This is a genomic window from Paraglaciecola sp. L3A3 (assembly GCF_009796765.1).
Classification (GTDB): domain Bacteria; phylum Pseudomonadota; class Gammaproteobacteria; order Enterobacterales; family Alteromonadaceae; genus Paraglaciecola.
This window is the reverse complement of record NZ_CP047023.1, coordinates 1,006,435-1,024,190: the sequence shown is the minus strand read 5'-3', so window position 1 is coordinate 1,024,190 and position 17,756 is coordinate 1,006,435. Positions and strand designations below refer to the sequence as shown.

Genomic DNA, 17,756 nt, shown 5'->3' with positions numbered 1-17,756 from the left:
CCAATCCTTAAGCCGCACTAGGCGTCAGTTCTTGCAGAATATCGTATAACCCAGTCTCATCAATTTTGAGTAACCTTTGTTGTTCTTGTTGCAAACGTATTTGTGTAGGATAACTGCAATTTGCTACTATATTGTCGTCTACATGCAGAGGGTCATTACGTCGAGAAAGTGGTTGAGGATGCATCATTAACCATAAATGCGCACTTTGAACATGTCCTGAGTTCACCAGCTCGCTAGTTTGTTGAAAATGCTGCCAACTCTCGACTTCAGCCACCAATGGTGGAGAACGATAATAATGTAAAATAGGCTTTTCATCTTGGTTAACCTCAACTTGAGCCTCTAATTGAGGACGGTTTAGAGTATTCTGCTCTAACATGGCTAATAGTAAGGAAAATTTAGCGCCTTGAGTCGCCGCCCGATTAATTTCCCCATTTAACTCACGATCAACAAGATTAACGGGATCAACCCCGCCAGAAGAAAATGGTTCAGCTTGATGTGTGGAGTCGAGCAATAGAATTGTCCAAAAAACCTAGTTAACTAGGTTATCGAAATATTCTGCTAAGACTTGAATCTATTTCAGGATTTATAACAATTTGCTCACTATTGTCGATTTCTGCTTAGATTCATTTGACACAAGGGCTCGCTTCTATGACGATTGGGCAACAAAACTGACTGCTATCTTGTTTAGCGTAACCAGCAAAATATATTAGCCATTTGATGGCAAGACCTTAATTATTATATTCAGGAACTTATGAAAAAATTTCTTAATCTGCAAAATACTCTAGCGACTGTTGTGACAGGTCTTATCGTTATTTTTTCTTTACCTGCTATCGCCGAAAAAGAGTCAACTAGTGCAACAGTTCAATCTAATAACAGTATTATCACTCCTAAAATAGTGGGTGGTGAAATAGCCAACCCACAAGACTGGCCTTGGATGACAGCTTATGTGGTGACATATCAAGGGGTAAACACCTCATTAATCATTAACCAAGTAAGATATGACACACAACATTTCACTGCCGGACCAGACGGCTCGATCACAGCAGAAATAGTTTCATGTGGAGATGGACAACAACTTTGTACTAACGTACAAAATAAAATTTGTCTAATTGAACGAGGGGGAATTCATCCCGACACTGGCGAAGGAGTTACCTTTGCCGACAAAGCGTTAAATTGTGAAAATGCAGGTGGTAGTGGTGCGATCATTTATAACAATGAAAATGGCATTATATCTGGCACTGTAGGTAATAATTTCAGCGGAAAAATTCCACTGGTGGCTATCACTCAATCAGATGGAGATAAATTACTTACATTAATAGGTGAAACAGCAGAAATAAAAGTCGCATCGGTCAGCAATACTCGCCAAGAAGCAAGCTGTGGAGCGAGTTTTTTGGGTGGCAAATGGGTACTCATAGCTGCCCACTGCGTGGATTCTCCAAACGCTTTCTTATTCCAAATGAATGTTGGAGAGTACGATTTATCTGACGGTGCGGATAACGCGATCCCCATAGCCAATACTTTCATTCATCCAGAGTATGATGCTGACGCAATCAATAATGACATTGCTCTAGTAGAACTAACTCAATCAATTAATGCAGATGGCATTCAATTAGCCAATAAAACCCTTACTCGCCAATTGGCAGAAGCGAACAGCACCGCCACAGTGGCCGGTTGGGGGGGCAGAACAGGATATGTATCAGGAGAAGGCCCGACCTCTAATTCTCCTGATGTGTTACATAAAGTCGACTTAACTCTCCTCAGTAATACAGCCTGCAAACAAAATTTCTCAGCTAACACTATTACCGATGCCATGTTATGCGCCACCAGCTCGTTAGAACAAGGCTCATGTCAAGGTGACAGTGGGGGGCCGTTAGTGGTAGAAACCAATGAGGGTATACTACAAGTGGGTATAGTGAGTTTTGGTGTAGGTTGTGCCGACCCTAACTACCCAGGTGTTTATACCAGAGTAGCTGAATTTACCGATTGGATAGATACTATTACCCAAGGTATCGCGATACAGCAGTTACAGGATTTTGGCATTGTTCCCGTTGACTTTAACAGCACTGCTACACTAAAAGTCACCAATAATTCAGAGATCATCAGCAATCTCAGCTTTAGCCTGCAAGGAGATAGTGCATTCACCCTAGGTGAAAATACTTGTAGTGCTTTAGCCACAAGTAGCAGTTGTGAAATCACAGTTAGTTATCACCCTTTAGAGGCTAATGAACATTTAGCTAGTATTATTATTACTGCTGACAACCCGTTAATAAAAGTTAGTCAAGCTAAATTAGTGGGCTTAGCCATTAACCCAGCGGAAACATTAACTGGAGTTGCCGGTCCAGCTAATAACAAAGTGAGTTGGTTTTCAGGGGGAGAGCGCACATGGGTAAGCCATTCTACTGGGGGAGTAGAAAGCGGTAATATCAACCACAAACAGCAAAGTATTTTATTAGCATTAATTGATGGAGCGGGCTCATTAAGTTTTGACTGGGGCGTATCTTCAGAAAAAAATGAGGAAGATGACGATGACCCTTTCGATATCTTATCACTTTATATAGATGGTCAACTAATAGAGTACATTAGCGGTGAAGTGGAGCTACAAAGCTATGCAGATGACCTATTAACATTAGGAGATGGTTTACACACTATCACTTGGATATACAGCAAAGATCCCGCTACAGACGAGGGACAAGATAAAGGTTTTGTCGGCAATGTAACCTTTGTTGCTGACCCAGTAACCAATCCACAACAACCGACTCCCACTGAACCCACAACCAGTAATCCCTCGAGCGGAGGTAGCTTAGCTTGGTTGCTAATGGTCTTGGCTAGTGGTTTGTTTTTACGCAGAAATTGGCAAAGTAAGTATTAGCATGTCGCACTAATTTAAGAACTAACTGACAATGTATTTAGACGACTCTTCAGCTTGTATGACAATTACACAATCTTTACATTGTAATTTCCCATCTAAGGCTAAAAATCGTTATGATCAATTTATAAGTAGTTAGACTTAAAAATAAACTCGTTCCATGGATAAATTTTTTGTATTAACAGCTCTATTATTTTTCACCGCTTGCAGCTCTTCCGTAAAAAGAGCTGACCTTGAGTTACCTGAAAATCAAACTATCCCTGCGACTTGGTTTAATGCGACATCATCAGCAACAACCCCAAATAGCCAAGTATCAACACCTTTATTAGCTATACCTACAGAACTACAACTGCTACTGCAACAAGCTAAAATTGATAACTTAAGTATAAAAATTGCCCTAGCCCGTCTGAATCTTAGTCAAGCCAACAATCAAGCAAGTCAGGTCAGTTTATTACCTAAACTAGATGCAACTTTAGGCTCACGGCAAGAACAGGTATTAAATGCTAACGAAAAAGTCAGCCAAAGTCGTTATTCAGCCAGCTTTAGAGCCAGTTGGGAATTAGATCTGTGGCAAAAACTCTCCAATACCCGCGCAGCAACCACTGCTGAATTGTATGCCTCTGAATTTGACTTTACCGCTGCACAACAATCTGTAATTGGCCAAATATTGTTGAGATACTTAGACATACAAGAAGCGAATGAACTGGTGTATTGGTCTGAGCAAAACTTAGCAAGTCAGCAACATAGAGTCGATATTACCGCCCAACGCTTAGATTCAGGATTAAGCAGTAGCCAAGATTATCGTTTAGCATTAAATAGTTTGTATAGCATTCAAGCTTCTCTCAACCAACAACGTCTAAGCCTTAATCAAGCCAAACAACGATTTAATCTACTGTTAGGACGTTACCCTAGCGCTGCTATCAACAACACCCGTGATGAAATTAATTTACCCCAAATTATTGAGTTAGTTTCTCCTCAAAGAGTATTAAAACAAAGACACGATTTAGTAGCGGCTGAATATCGCTTAATGAGCGCACATTATCGTAGTAAGGAAGCAGAAAAGGGATATTTACCCGACATCAATCTGGGTGCCAGTTTTCGAGCTAACCGTGAAGATTTTAGCCAGTTATTTGATTGGAAATACTGGCTAGCTAGCCTTACTGCTGATTTAGTACAACCCATATTTAATAACGGCGCTATTGATGCAAAAATAAAACAACAAAAAGCCAGACAAGATTTAGCTTTAGCGCAATACCAGCAAACCTTATTGACCGTTTGGCAAGAAATTGAACATGCCTTATACGCAGAACAAATTCAACGCCAACGTTTTGTAGCTTTAGAAAATGCCTATGAGCAAATCGATCAAGCGGAAAAACGTACTATAGAAAACTATCAAAATGGTTTAGCTAGCAGTTTCGAATTGCTCAACATACAAACTCGGCGTATATCAGCCAAAGTCAATTTGATCCGTAGCCGTTTTGCTATTTTATCAAATAGAGTGGACTTAATTTTAGCTCTAGGTGAACCCTTCCCTATTTCCAGTGAGACCTAATAACATGCCCCGCAAATCATTTTTTCTGAGCGATATGTCCGCAAATTCACGCAAAATATTAATCGGTAAAATTATAAAATGGCTAGTAGCACCTATCGCTATATTACTATTTAGCTTAACCGTAGTGAATTGGTTGGATGAAAACAAACCTCAACCCAATGAGCGCCCTAGGCGCATTAAGTTGCATAAAGTATTTGTGCATCAAGCAACACAAAGCAGTGCTGCTTTAATGGGGCATAGCCAAGGCCAGATGCTACCTAAGCAAGATCTAGAAATTCGCAGTGAAGTGACGGGGAAAATAGATAAACTGTCAGATAACCTGGTGAATGGCGGTAAAGTCAAACAAGGTGAGTTATTAATCCAGATCGATCAAAGTGATTATTTGTTAGAAGTGATCCAAAGACAATCTAGGGTCGCACAAGCAGAACAACAATTAACTAAAGTTCAAGCTGAATCAGAATCAGCACAGAGAGAACTCGCTGACCTAGGCCGGAAAAACCCATCAGATTTAGCATTGGGTATTCCTCAATTGAAACAGGCGGAAGCGTCATTGGATGCAGCTAAAGCCGACCTAGCAGTTGCTGAATTAGCGTTAAAAAGAACCCAAATTTTTGCTCCTTTTGATGCTCGAATAGAAAAAGAAACCTTAACCATCGGCCAATACTTAAACCGTGGTGGCTTAGTGGCTCAATTACACGGTAACGACGTCATGGAAGTCAGATTACCTATGACCGCTGAGCAATTTAGTCAAATAGGCCTACCTCTTGATTATTACACTCAATATGCAGATTCAGAGTTTGCAGTTGAACTGAGCGCCCAAGTAGGACAAAACGAATACCGCTGGAATGCCAAAATCATCCGAGTTGAGGCAGCTATTGATAGTCAAACACGTAGTCTTTATGCCGTTGCCGAAGTACATAATCCTAGTGATAATCAACAACCCTTGCTAAAAGGTTTGTTCGTTAATGCGCAGATTACAGGACAACTCGCCGACGAGATAACTGAGTTACCTAAATCGGCCTTAAGGAGCAACGAACAATTATGGGTAGTTGATGAAGATAACCGCTTACAAGTAAAAATTGCCGAGATAGTGCAACGTAACCCAGATTCGATTGTCGTTAAAAACTTACCTGATCATAGCCTAGTAATTACTTCTGCATTAGCCATTCCTACTCCTGGTATGCCATTACAACCTTTATTACCTAATGGTCAATTAGCACGAAAAAGACCCATTAGTGACCAACTCGGCAGTGCAGCAAAAAAGCGAAAAGACGGGCTAAGAGTAACAAGTGAAGACAAACAAAAACTCGCGCTATTAGGCCAAAACAATGCAAAATAATTCTCTTCTAGCTTGGTGGATTCGCAACCCTATTGCGGCCAACTTGGCCATGTTGATATTAGTGGTAGCGGGCAGTATGTCTTACTTATTAACCATAGAAAAAGAGCCTTTTCCCACCGTACGTCTGCCAATAATGGATGTTCGTATGACCTGGCGAGGGGCTAGCCCAAGAGATGTAGAAGATCAGCTAATTGTTCGTTTTGAAGAATCCGTCAAAAATGTAGAAGGGATTAAATCTATTGTTTCTACCGCTTATGAAGGTCGTGCTCAAGTGGTAATTACAGGAGAAGAAAGAGTTGATAGACGAAAATTCTCAGATGATATTCGTGAAAAAATAAACTCAGTCAATGGTCTGCCTAATGACGCAGACAGACCCATAGTCACAGAACGCATTAAACGAGATCAAATGATCAGGATTGCCCTACACGGCAATATTGATGAATTAATGTTAAATAAACTGGCACAAGAAATTCGTCGAGAAGTAGCTGCGCTACCACTCATTACAAATGTCGATATCAGTGGTGACATCAGTGAAGAAATATCTATTCAAGTCACAGAACAAAAGTTACGCCAATATGGTTTATCTTTTAGCGAAATTGAATCAGCAGTACGCAATAACTCTATTAATAGCTCAGCTGGTAGTGTATTTGGAGAAACCGAAACTTTTAGATTAAATATACGTAACCGTGCTGAAAAACAAATAGATTTCGAAAAAATAATTTTACGCCATTCTGCGGATGGTGCAATTCTTAGATTAGGTGATGTAGCGACCGTTTATGATGGCCTTGCAGCCAGTAAAAGATATTCTTCATTCGACGGCCAAACAGCATTATTGATTGATGTGTATAACGGCGATTATATGAATATCCCTGTGATGTCTGCGAACGTAAACAATTATATCGAAAAGAAAATAAAACAACTTCCTGAAGGTGTCAGCCTAACTGTTTGGGAAGACTGGAATAATGCCTATCAGAGTCGTTTAGATACCATATTTAACAGCGCTATCAGCGGTCTTATTTTAGTTTTTAGTTTATTATTATTGTTCCTGCAACCTCGGATTGCTTTATGGGTTTCTGTCGGAATAGGCACAGCTTTCGCAGCTGCATTTTGGTTATTGCCTAGCTTTTCTGTGTCACTCAATATGTTATCTTTATTCGCCTTTATGATGGTGATAGGGATAGTGGTAGACGACGCCATTGTGATTGGCGAAAGTATTCATAAACAACATGAACTTGGACATCATGGCGAAAAAGCAGCTTTGTTAGGAGTACAAGCGGTTGCCAAACCAGTGGTGTTTGGCGTATTAACCACCATTATTGTATTTATGCCTATGGCGTTTTTGCCTGGCAGTACAGCTGAATTTACACGCACTATTGCCATAGTGGTAATGTTAGCTTTGTGTTTTTCTTTATTCGAAGCTTTATTTATATTACCTTCACATTTACGCCATTTACCCGATGATGACCCAAACGAAAAACCTTCGAAGCTAGCAAAGTTTCAGAAAAAATTTGCTGATTTTTTAACTTGGGTTGGTAGCCAAGTGTATGGCCCCTTTATCGACTTCTTATTAAAGTGTCGATACTTAGTTGTTGCGGTATTTATTCTCGTATTTTGTTTGTCGGTTAAATTATTGAATGACAATTTTATTCTGCAATCTTTTGAACCAAAAATTGAAGCTGACACGATAAGGCTGAATATCACTCTGCCAGAAAACGTTTCTTTTGATCGTATGCAACAAGTATTAAGCCAAATGAATGCCGGTCAAGAGAAACTCACTAAATATGTGGCCGATCTTAGCACTGATGGTAATGGCCAATTTATCGCCCATCACTATAGCCGAATTTCAGGCAGTCGAATTTCAAGTTACTTAAAATTAGTCCCCTATGCTGAACGGATTATAGATACCGATACCGCCACTAACTTATTAACAGAATATATTGGTGAAATTCCTGATGCTGAAGAAATTGAGTTTAAAGCGACCCTAAACGAACGTGAGCCTAAAGTGGCGTTTATGATGCAGAGCAATAATCTTGACGCTATGACAATTGCGGTCAACGAACTTAAAAACCATTTAGCCGAGTATAATGATGTTTATTTAGTTAGGGATAGTTTGGCTCGTGGCAGTAAAGAGATCATGTTCAGTATGAAACCAGGGGCTGAAGCACTAGGAGTCACTTTAAAAGACATTAGCCAACAAGTTAAACAGGCTTTTTATGGGCAAGAAGTACAAAGACTGCCCAGAGAAGGAGGTGACTCAAGAGTAAAAGTACATTATTCCCGTTCAGAACGAGAAGATATTGATTCTTTGTATGCACTTAAAATTAGAACTCGAAATAAAAATGAAATTCCTTTGGTAAACCTAGTTAATATTGAATTAAAACCAGGCATTAGCCGAATTCAACGACGCGATGGGATGAAAGTTGCTTGGGTGTATGCCGATTATGCCGGCAATAATTTAAGCGCTTTAAAAGAGAAAATAAAGGTCGATTACTTAGGAGAATGGGCGAAACGCAATCCAGAAGTTAATATGGACAGAAAAGGCCGTTCACGTAACCAAGATGACTTCATGGATAAAGTTTATCATTATGAAGGTTTAGCTCTATTTATTGCTTACGTATTAATGGCTGTGGCATTTAAATCATACAGTCAGCCCTTGTTGATCATGTCCGCCATACCTTTTGCCTATACAGGTTCAATTTTTGGACATCTAGCTCACGAGGTCTATTTTGGTGCTTTCTCGATGTTAGGCATTTTAGCTGCAGCAGGTGTAGTGGTGAACGACAACTTAGTCTTAGTGGATTGTTTAAACAACTTAAAGGCCCAAGGAAAAAGTTCGTTAAATGCGATGAGAGAAGCTTGTCGCTCTCGTTTTAGAGCCATAACATTAACTTCTCTAACCACCTTTGTCGGTCTTATTCCTATGTTATCTGGTGACACAGAACAAGCCAAGTTCTTAGTACCTATGGTGGTATCTCTCGCATACGGCATTATATTCGCAACTCTCACAACATTAATATTGACCCCATGTTTGTATTTAGTTGGGGTCGATATAGAAATAGCAAAAAACAAGCTATTACATGTGTGGAAACATTTGGATAAACCAACTAATACTACGCCAGAAGTTTAGCGATCAGATAAAGTTAGTACCACCTAAATGATCTAGCTATTAGTTAAAAGAAGTGACAGCCTCGAATTGTTTCTAGTTAACCTGAATTCGGGTTAAGAAGTGTCGTACAAACACGGGCTTGTTCGATAATATCTGCAAGCGATTGCTGTATATCAATATCTACAACATCTACCTCTCCTTCAGGCCATTGCATGGAATCAAATTGACTTTGCAACATTGACTCAGGCATAAAATGTCCAGTTCGTGCCTGCATGCGTTGACTTATCAAGGCAATGCTTCCAGTTAAATGGACAAAGATAGTGTTAAAGCCACATTCACGAAACAACTGTCTGTGCTCTCGTTTTAAACCAGAATAAGCCATTACTGAATTTTTTAACGGCTGTTGTCTTAAGTGAACAATGATTCTGTTTAGCCAAGGTAATCTTATTTCATCGGTCAGAGGTATTCCCTTAGCCATCATATTCTTAGCTTGCTCAGAGTGATAATCGTCAGCTTCGACAAATTGATAAGCTAAATCATTAGCAAGTTGACTGGCCACCGAAGATTTACCACAGCCACTCACCCCCATCACTATAATCAACTTGGGCATAGTGTTATTTGTCATGTGAATTAGCCCCTATAAAAGGTAACTTCACCACTACCTGATAAGTATTACCCGCGGTGAATTCAGTTATACAATTTGATTCTAACAATTGCTCGTCTAGCCATACTTCTTGCTGAAGACAGTTTTTATCACGTAAATAGCAAATTTTAAAAGTTGCCCCTCTGAATTGCCTAATTATTTTTGCTTGAGGCCAATCACTTGGTAATTGTGGCTTAATCAACAAGCCTTGTTTACAACCCGAGACACCAAATACCTGTTCAATCAAACAACGGTAAAACCAAGCAACAGTGCCAGTATTAAACAATTGGCTAGACTTACCCGCTTCATTTGGAAACTGATAATAAGCACCTCGATAATAGTTAGGAATAAAAAGAGGTAATTGACCTTTGGTTAAAATGTCTTTATCAGTAGATAACATTTTTTTCAATTGCTCAAATCCTAAATCGCTCTCACCTAAAGTGAATAGGCTATAGGCATAAAAAGCACTGGCATGATTATACACAGAGCCATTTTCAGCTGTGCCCGGAAATTTTTGCGTCACACGGCCTATGTCTTCTACCATATTGGTAAAACAAGGAGCTAACATCATACAACCGTAAGGTGTATCCAAATTTTGTTTAATCGCATTTAACATCAAAGGTATTTGCGGCCCCGAGGCTGCACCACTTAAAAATGCCCAACTCTGAGGATTAAGAAAAATTTTTCCTTCATTATCACCAGCAATGCCAAATACTCGACCATCATCAGTAATACCTCGAGCAAAACGATCTTCCACCCAGCAATGTTGATTAACCTGCTGATTAATTTCAGCAATTTTTTGCATGAGTGTTCGATTGCTTGCTGTCAATTTTGCACTAACATTATTTTGTATATCTACCCACACAGACATAGCATACGCAGATGCCAAGCTTAACCAAGCTGATACCCCTTTACCTTTAAACCCCACCATATTCATAGGGTCACACCAATCACCTTGGTTAATATAACTTAACCCCCTATGATCTCGACTTTTATCCAGCCAAAACATGGCTCGCTTAATATGTTCAGAGACACATGATGTTTGTTCGGTATCAGCAAAAGCCACTTGTTGATCTAATAAGCCATAATCACCTGTTTCATCTAGGTAAGCTTTTAAACAAATAGGTAACCAAACACAGTGATCAGTGTGAGGCACTTGGTTGATATATTTAAGTTCGGCGCCTGCTGTAATTAAAATTCCATCAGGCATTTCACCACTGCTATTTTGTTGACTCAAAGCCAAGATAAAAGCAGCGCGACTCACCTTTGGCAAAATGTAAGCCATGCCCATATTATCTTGCAGATAATTACGAGTTTGAGGGTCGGTAGTCAGACGATTCACATCACCATGATAATAAAGCTGTCTGGCCATCCAATGGTTAACATATGCATTTAATTCTGTATCAGGCGTATCAATCTGTAATACCCCTTTCCCTCTGTGTAAATACTGTTTAAATTCCGTTTCTAAAGCGTCAAACTCTTGCTGGCCATGGGTTAAAAATTGGCTTTTGTAAGCACTGATTTGAGCAAAATCTTTAGCTGGCCCAAATAATAAATGAATGCTTTTACGCTCTTTAGGTTTTAACCGAGCTTTAAATTGCATGACTGCAGTGGGCGTACAATAATTTGCCACACTATTATTTAAACTTGTTTGTTGTATCGCGGAAGGCTGATGGAGTCCCCCCTCCCCTTCAAATATGTGCTGACTAGTTTCCCAGGAGTCAGCAGGTACATCGGCGGCTAAAAATGTCAGCTCATGCAAACTTTTATTTTTATAATAATCATCGACCTTTTGATAGGGCTCAATACTACGGCACACCACAGCATTTAAAGCAGGTTCAAACTTACCGGACTGATTCATCCAAGAACGATAACCAATAGGGAAATAAGGATAAATACTTAAATCTCTGCCTTGCCCAGACAAATCTTCAACGGTTACCTGCCAACACTCTAGGGCTGCTTCTGTTGGTAAACGCAAACATAAAGTTAAACGAATTTTATTATATTCAGATAACCAAGTAATTTGATGAGGCTCAGCAATAAATTCAAACCTGTCTAGTTTTACTCTAACGGGTTCATAGGGCGCAGAAAAAAAACTACCATCAGCATTATCTTTTACATAAACAAAACGCCCTGGATGATTAGCGTAGTAAGGCTGCTCTGGCTGCATAAATGTTTTTGCTTCAAATGCAGGACCCGAAACATACTTTCCCGCGTCAGGTTGCATAAATTGAGCAAGGGCATAACCACGACAGTTAGCCTGAATTAGCATGTTTTTATTCCACAAGAATCCACTAGCATTTGGCAGTATAGTCGGGCTTTTTAACACATACCGTGCGCCATCATCATGACGTTCTATCGAGCAAAAATTTCCTTTTAACATGTTATGCTTGTTCCTCTTGGCCATATTTCAAATCAGCATGTAAGCTTTTCATTTGGTCCTCATCCAACTGATAAAAACGCACCACAAATACGGCTAATATTGCAAAAGCACCTGGTATCAATGTCATCAATAAAACAATACCTTGTTCAGAGCCGGCATTTTGACTCTGATTCGCCACATAACCCAAAGCACCTAACATCCAACCAATCATTGCACCAGCTAATGCTCCTCCTAACTTTTGCGCAAAAGCAGCGGCAGAAAATATCATAGCGGTGGCTCGTCGACCGGTTTTCCAATGTGAATAATCTGCAGTATCAGCGTACATTGAAAACACTAAGGGAGACTTAGGACCAAGACATAAGCCAATGGCCGCTTGTAAGCTATACATCAACCAAATTTCATCTTTAGGTACAAAATAAAACACCACAGATAAACCAGCCACGGCAGCCATTAACACCATCAATAATTTTTTCTTATCTAAAAACTTGGTCAACAGAGGAGTACTGGCGGCACCAATAGCGAGAGAAATCATATAGATCCCTAAAAAAGTACCAATTAAATCTTCGCGATCCACATAATATTTAAAGTAAAACGTACCAACACTGCCCCGTAATGAGATTGTCATCATTATGACTAAGGCTAAAGTAAAAAGAACCAACCAAGGTTTATTTGAAAGTAAGTCTTTTATATCTTGGATAACTGGTGTTTTTTGACCAGCAGGTGGACTAATACGTTCTTTAGTGGCCAAAAAAGTCACTACAAATAATATCAAAGCGACAAAACCGTACAAGCTCATAGTTAACTGCCAGCCAAGAGCTTCATTGCCTTGACCTAACCAAGCCACTAATTTGGGAGTCATGTAAGCGACTAAGGTTCCCCCTGAAAATGCACCTATAAACCTAAAACTAGTTAAGGTTGTACGTTGCTGACTATCGGCAGTGACCACCCCTAGAAGTGCTCCATAAGGTACATTAATAAAAGTGTAAGCCAACATCATAAATATATAAGTACAATAGGCCCAAATCAGCTTACCGCCATCATCTAAATCAGGCACAGTAAAAGTCAGAATACCTGCTGCCGCGATGGGAATAATCCCCCACAGCAAATAAGGTCTAAATTTACCTAAACGAGTGTTAGTTCTATCAGCTAGGGCGCCCATGATAGGGTCTGAAAATGCATCAATTAGCCTAGTAACTAGCATCATAGTGCCTACGGCCACAGGCGACAAACCAAAAACATCGGTATAAAAAATAAATAAGAACACATCAAAAACACGCCAATAAAAATTAGATGCCACATCCCCCATGGCATAACTGACTTTTTCACCTAAGGATAGTTTTTGGTTACTTGGAACATCCGCCATTTAAGGCTCCTTGCGATGTCTTACAAATTAAGGTTACCAATTATAAACATTAATTTAACATTATTGAAAACGATTTCATTATTAATTTTCGGAATGCCAATTATTACTAGATTTGAGACTTATATTAATTCAGTAATTTACGATATTGATTATCAATAATGGCTCTTTCACCATTACTATCGATCTGCGCTAAGGCTTGGTCAAATTTATCAATCCATAATTGTGAGTCTTTTCCTTGCTTGCTGATTACAAAATGTAAAGGCACCAGAGCAAGTTGTTGAGCAAACACTTTTATCATTTGCTCTTCATCTTGAACGGCTGATAATTTTGAAATATCGATATAGCTATTGATTAATCCCGCATCACTCCAGCCTTTCAGCACATGTTTAATGCATCCAGTTCCATCTTTAACGCGGTTTATTGTCATTGCATATTTATTTACAATATCTTTTTCAAGTGAACTTAAAGCATAGTCATATGGAAAACATAAACGTTTTGTTGTTAATGACTCAAGGGTAGAAAACTCAGAATTTTGCGCCACATACATATAAACAGGTACATGATTAATAGGTTTAGAAAACAATAAGGTCTCGGCTCTTTGCGGGGAGTAAACAAAGGGAAAACTGCCAAAAATTTGTCCTTCATTGGTCCATTTAAGTGCTCTATCCCAAGGTAAATATATAATTTCAGCTTGTACTGATAACTTTTCTAAAACACGCTGAACTATGCTGACTGACCATCCACCATTAGGTAACTTATCATCAATAAATGGAGAGTAATGGTCTCCAGTAGCGATTTTTATAGAAGGATGTTCAGCCCTATGGTGAGCTTCAGCTATAAAAAGAGCTTCAGCCAAACTAACACTTGGTAATAAGACAATAACCCAAATAGTCCAATATAGGTGTCTGATTAACCCGTAAATAGAGCGAATAGAAGTGCTCAAACGTAATTCCATTAAGCATTCTTCTATGATGTGAATTTTATCCATTTTCTACCATACACAACGGCTGTTTCCGATAATTATTTCCCTGATACATTTGCTCGATAACTTGTATTCAAAACTACAACATAATGGAAAATCATAGTATTACAAAAATTTGTGTTAGCGATATTTGTAATATCAAAATTCTTACCAGTCGGTCAGCGCAGCCATTGAAAAATCCTGTCCAGAATACTCTAAAATAACATGTTGTGGTTCTATTCTGATGATCTGCACTTTGTCCGCGATGACATCACCTTCAAACATTTTTGTACCATTTACTCTGACCCACCTTTGTGATGGCTCTGAGGCGTACATATGGGCTGAAAATGACATACTTGGTAAGGTTGTCATCACCCATGCAGGCAGTTGATCAATTCTAAGTACATCTGTTTTAACTGAGCGCTGAGTATTTCCTCTATCTGGCTCATCTGCCACTTGAGCAATCGCTTTGTTAAACTTATCTATCAATTCAGCCGAAATATTCGGTCTACTTTCGGCTACAGCTGGAGCACTTTCTACAACCTTTTCCTGTTCAACAGCGATTACTGTAGCTGGTTCAACGTGCTCTTTAGGTTTAGGTTCTGCAGCTTGTATTGAATTATGTGAGGTAACTGTTTTGTCATCTAGCTGATTTTCTGCTGACTTTATTTCATCTTTTATTCCCTCAGCTCCCACATCAGCGGTCTTAAGTGGGATATTTTGACCGACCCTAATCACAGGCTCAGAGGTAAAAGGAAAAACAGTGAAGACACTTTGATAATTAAATGCAGTTAATCCTAAGCCAAATCCACCTATAGCAATAATACCAAGCTGCACATATCGCTTAACATAGTACTGCCACGCAGAAGGGAGATCTTGTACTGAAGGTAAAAACAAACTGCGATGGTATTGATCTGACAAGCCATCATCAATTCGACTGTTTATCACTGTGTCGCTTTCTAACATTCTACGGGTGGCAGACTTTTTAATTTTCAGGGGCTGATCAGTATCAATTTCAACAGTCTGGTGGTGATCCACTTCTACTTGTTGGATCCCCATTTCAATCAGACCTTGAATCATTTCTTGGCTAGTCACTAGTCCTGATTTTTTAATTTTAATCGGTCCATTTTGCTGAACAACACGTATTATTACCATGCCTGGTTTTAACGCTTGAGTTGTCAGTATATTGTCTTGTTGCTGCTTATGCATTTAACCACCCCGCACTATAACCTAATACTGCAGAGGCGATAAACACGGCCAATAATGTATAAGTCCACACTCGACCTTGTCGCTGTTTAACCACATCAGCGCCCAAAATCTGTTCAGCCGCAGCGATAAATAAATGTTCAGACACCACAGGTAACTGCTTGGTAAACGTTAGGGTTAAAGCCCTATCACAGAGCAAATTAATGACTCTAGGGATCCCCCCGCTAATAGAAAAAGCAGTCTTAATCGTAGCTTTAGAAAACACACTAATATCACCATTTGCTACCCCTAACCTATGACCAATGTAAGCGCTTACCTCTTCTTTAGACAATGGTAATAAGTGATATCGGGCTGTAATTCTTTGAGCTAATTGACGTAATTCATTACGTTTTAATAACTGCTGTAATTCAGGCTGACCAATTAACACCACTTTAAGTAACTTTTCGCGATTGGTTTCTAAATTAGTTAACAATCTTAATTGCTCTAATACCTCAGGCAACAGGTGTTGAGCTTCATCCACTATTAATACAGTATTGATTCCATGTTCATGGTTATTAGCAAGTTTTGCCAAAATTTGATCTGTGAAATATTTTAAGCTGGCATGTTTTTCTTTATATTCAATACCCAATTCATTACAAATGGTTCCCAACAATTCTAGTGAAGATAAAGTAGGATTCAGTATCATAGCCACTTGGGTATTTTCAGGCAATTGTTGCATGAGTTTTCGAGAAACTGTGGTTTTGCCGGTTCCCACTTCCCCAGTCAACATGACAAAACCACCACTTTCCCGTAAACCAAATATGAGATGTGCCAAAGCTTCTTTATGTCTTGGACTCATATATAAATAGTCGGGATTGGGGGCAATAGAAAACGGATTATCATTTAATCCAAAATAGCTAAGATACATAAGTTGAATTAACACGTCCTGTTAGTATAAAAACGTTGGCAAAAGTGCAGTGGGGAAACCCGCCATTAAACTAACCACTAAACCTTTGGTTGTCAAAGACCTGTTGTAAATTTTCCATGGGAAAGCCTTCTGCAAAACTTAGGGATAAGGCATAATAGGACTTCGTTTCTACAGGATTTACTATGCAGCAATATTTAGTCGGTGGCGCAGTTCGCGACAAATTACTTGGCCGTCCTATCAAAGACCGAGACTGGATAGTGGTTGGTAGCACACCAGCACAAATGTTAGATCTAGGCTTTCAGCCTGTTGGTGCTGATTTTCCGGTTTTTCTTCATCCTAAAACAAAAGAAGAATACGCCTTGGCGCGAACCGAGCGTAAAATAGGAGCAGGCTATACAGGTTTTAGTTGTGACGCATCCCAAGAAGTGACCCTAGAAGAAGACTTACTTAGGCGTGACTTAACAATAAATGCCATGGCGATGGATGATAACGGTAATATTATCGATCCTTATAATGGACAAACTGACTTAGCCAATAAACAATTACGCCATGTCTCAGCCGCCTTTAGTGAAGATCCTCTGCGAGTTTTACGTGTCGCTAGATTTGCTGCCCGTTATCATGATTTAGGTTTTAATATAGCAACTGAAACCCTCAGTCTCATGCAACAAATGGTTGAAAGTGGGGAGTTAAACCATTTAACCGCAGAAAGAGTGTGGCAAGAAACAGCCCGAGCTCTTTTAGAAGATCATCCTGAAGTATACTTTGAAAACCTACGACGCTGTGGCGCGTTGAATGTCTGGTTTTCTGAACTTGATATACTTTGGGGAATACCTAACCCAGCAAAGTGGCACCCAGAAGTCGATACAGGTATACATATCATGATGGTGCTACAACAAGTAGCTAAGTTATCCGATAAGCTCCCTGTGCGTTATGCTGCTCTGGTACATGACCTAGGTAAAGGGCTAACCCCCATAGATAACTGGCCGTCGCACCATGGCCACGAAAAATTAGGCTTAAGTGCAATAAGAGAATTAAGTGCTCGCCTCAAAGCGCCTAATGATTGCCGAGAATTAGGCTTATTAGTCAGTGAATACCATAGCCATGTACACCGTGCCTTTGATTTAAAGCCAAGCACTATTTTAGGCATGTTAAACCGCTGTGATGTATGGCGAAAACCAGAACGTTTTGCCGATTTATTACTGGCCTGCAAAGCGGATGCCCGAGGTAGAACCTCTTTTGAAAATATCCCATATGAACAAGCCGATTATATATGGCAGGCTTATCAAGCTGCCGTTAAAGTCGATATAAAGCTTATTTTAGATAAAGGCTTTAGCGGCGCACAAATTAAAAAACAACTCGATCAGCAACGGATAAACGTCATTGCTGAAATGAAAAAAACTATCACTTAGTAAATAATTAACTACAGGACA

Annotated in this window: 12 protein-coding genes; 5 read left to right on the top strand and 7 right to left on the bottom strand. The window is 39.5% G+C overall.

The window, feature by feature from the left end; translation table 11 throughout:
• Window positions 1–7: 7 nt before the first annotated feature.
• A complete protein-coding gene (locus GQR87_RS04320) occupies window positions 8–511 on the bottom strand; it encodes a VC2046/SO_2500 family protein (RefSeq protein ID WP_158966902.1) in 504 nt (167 codons plus the stop codon).
• A 240-nt stretch (window positions 512–751) separates the two neighbouring features.
• Between GQR87_RS04320 and GQR87_RS04315 the strand changes: the two genes are divergently transcribed.
• The 4 genes from GQR87_RS04315 (at window position 752) to GQR87_RS04300 (ending at window position 8,884) form a co-directional block, all read left to right on the top strand.
• On the top strand, window positions 752–2,869 hold the full coding sequence (locus tag GQR87_RS04315) for a trypsin-like serine protease (protein WP_158966900.1): 2,118 nt from the start codon (window positions 752–754) through the stop codon (window positions 2,867–2,869).
• 157 nt (window positions 2,870–3,026) lie between these two features.
• Window positions 3,027–4,418 (top strand): TolC family protein, encoded by a 1,392-nt coding sequence (locus GQR87_RS04310; protein WP_158966898.1) that lies wholly within the window; start codon window positions 3,027–3,029, stop codon window positions 4,416–4,418.
• Between the two features lie 34 nt (window positions 4,419–4,452).
• Entirely contained in the window at window positions 4,453–5,757 is a 1,305-nt protein-coding gene (locus GQR87_RS04305; RefSeq protein WP_158966896.1) for an efflux RND transporter periplasmic adaptor subunit, read from the top strand.
• Window positions 5,747–8,884: an efflux RND transporter permease subunit gene (locus GQR87_RS04300; protein ID WP_158966894.1), complete on the top strand. Its 3,138-nt coding sequence runs from the start codon at window positions 5,747–5,749 to the stop codon at window positions 8,882–8,884. The genes GQR87_RS04305 and GQR87_RS04300 overlap by 11 nt, the downstream gene beginning before the upstream one ends.
• Before the next feature lie 76 nt (window positions 8,885–8,960).
• On the opposite strand, the gene GQR87_RS04295 is transcribed toward GQR87_RS04300, so the two are convergent.
• From GQR87_RS04295 to GQR87_RS04270, 6 genes are all read right to left on the bottom strand, one after another.
• The gene (locus GQR87_RS04295) at window positions 8,961–9,488 is read right to left on the bottom strand and encodes a gluconokinase (RefSeq protein WP_158966892.1); all 528 of its coding nucleotides are present in this window, start codon (window positions 9,486–9,488) and stop codon (window positions 8,961–8,963) included.
• Window positions 9,478–11,889 (bottom strand): GH36-type glycosyl hydrolase domain-containing protein, encoded by a 2,412-nt coding sequence (locus GQR87_RS04290; RefSeq protein ID WP_158966890.1) that lies wholly within the window; start codon window positions 11,887–11,889, stop codon window positions 9,478–9,480. The genes GQR87_RS04295 and GQR87_RS04290 overlap by 11 nt, the downstream gene beginning before the upstream one ends.
• Before the next feature lies 1 nt (window position 11,890).
• A complete protein-coding gene (locus GQR87_RS04285; RefSeq protein WP_158966888.1) occupies window positions 11,891–13,252 on the bottom strand; it encodes an MFS transporter in 1,362 nt (453 codons plus the stop codon).
• Window positions 13,253–13,376: 124 nt separating this feature from the next.
• On the bottom strand, window positions 13,377–14,240 hold the full coding sequence (locus GQR87_RS04280; protein WP_158966886.1) for an ABC transporter substrate-binding protein: 864 nt from the start codon (window positions 14,238–14,240) through the stop codon (window positions 13,377–13,379).
• 141 nt (window positions 14,241–14,381) lie between these two features.
• Window positions 14,382–15,422 carry a general secretion pathway protein GspB gene (locus tag GQR87_RS04275; protein WP_158966884.1) on the bottom strand — a complete coding sequence of 347 codons (1,041 nt, stop codon included), beginning with the start codon at window positions 15,420–15,422 and terminating at the stop codon, window positions 14,382–14,384.
• Window positions 15,415–16,326, bottom strand: coding sequence for an ExeA family protein (locus tag GQR87_RS04270; protein WP_158966882.1), 912 nt, complete (start codon window positions 16,324–16,326; stop codon window positions 15,415–15,417). The genes GQR87_RS04275 and GQR87_RS04270 overlap by 8 nt, the downstream gene beginning before the upstream one ends.
• Before the next feature lie 182 nt (window positions 16,327–16,508).
• On the opposite strand from GQR87_RS04270, the gene GQR87_RS04265 reads away from it, so the two are divergent.
• Complete coding sequence (locus GQR87_RS04265; protein ID WP_158966880.1) at window positions 16,509–17,735, top strand: multifunctional CCA addition/repair protein; 1,227 nt, start codon at window positions 16,509–16,511, stop codon at window positions 17,733–17,735.
• Window positions 17,736–17,756: the final 21 nt, after the last annotated feature.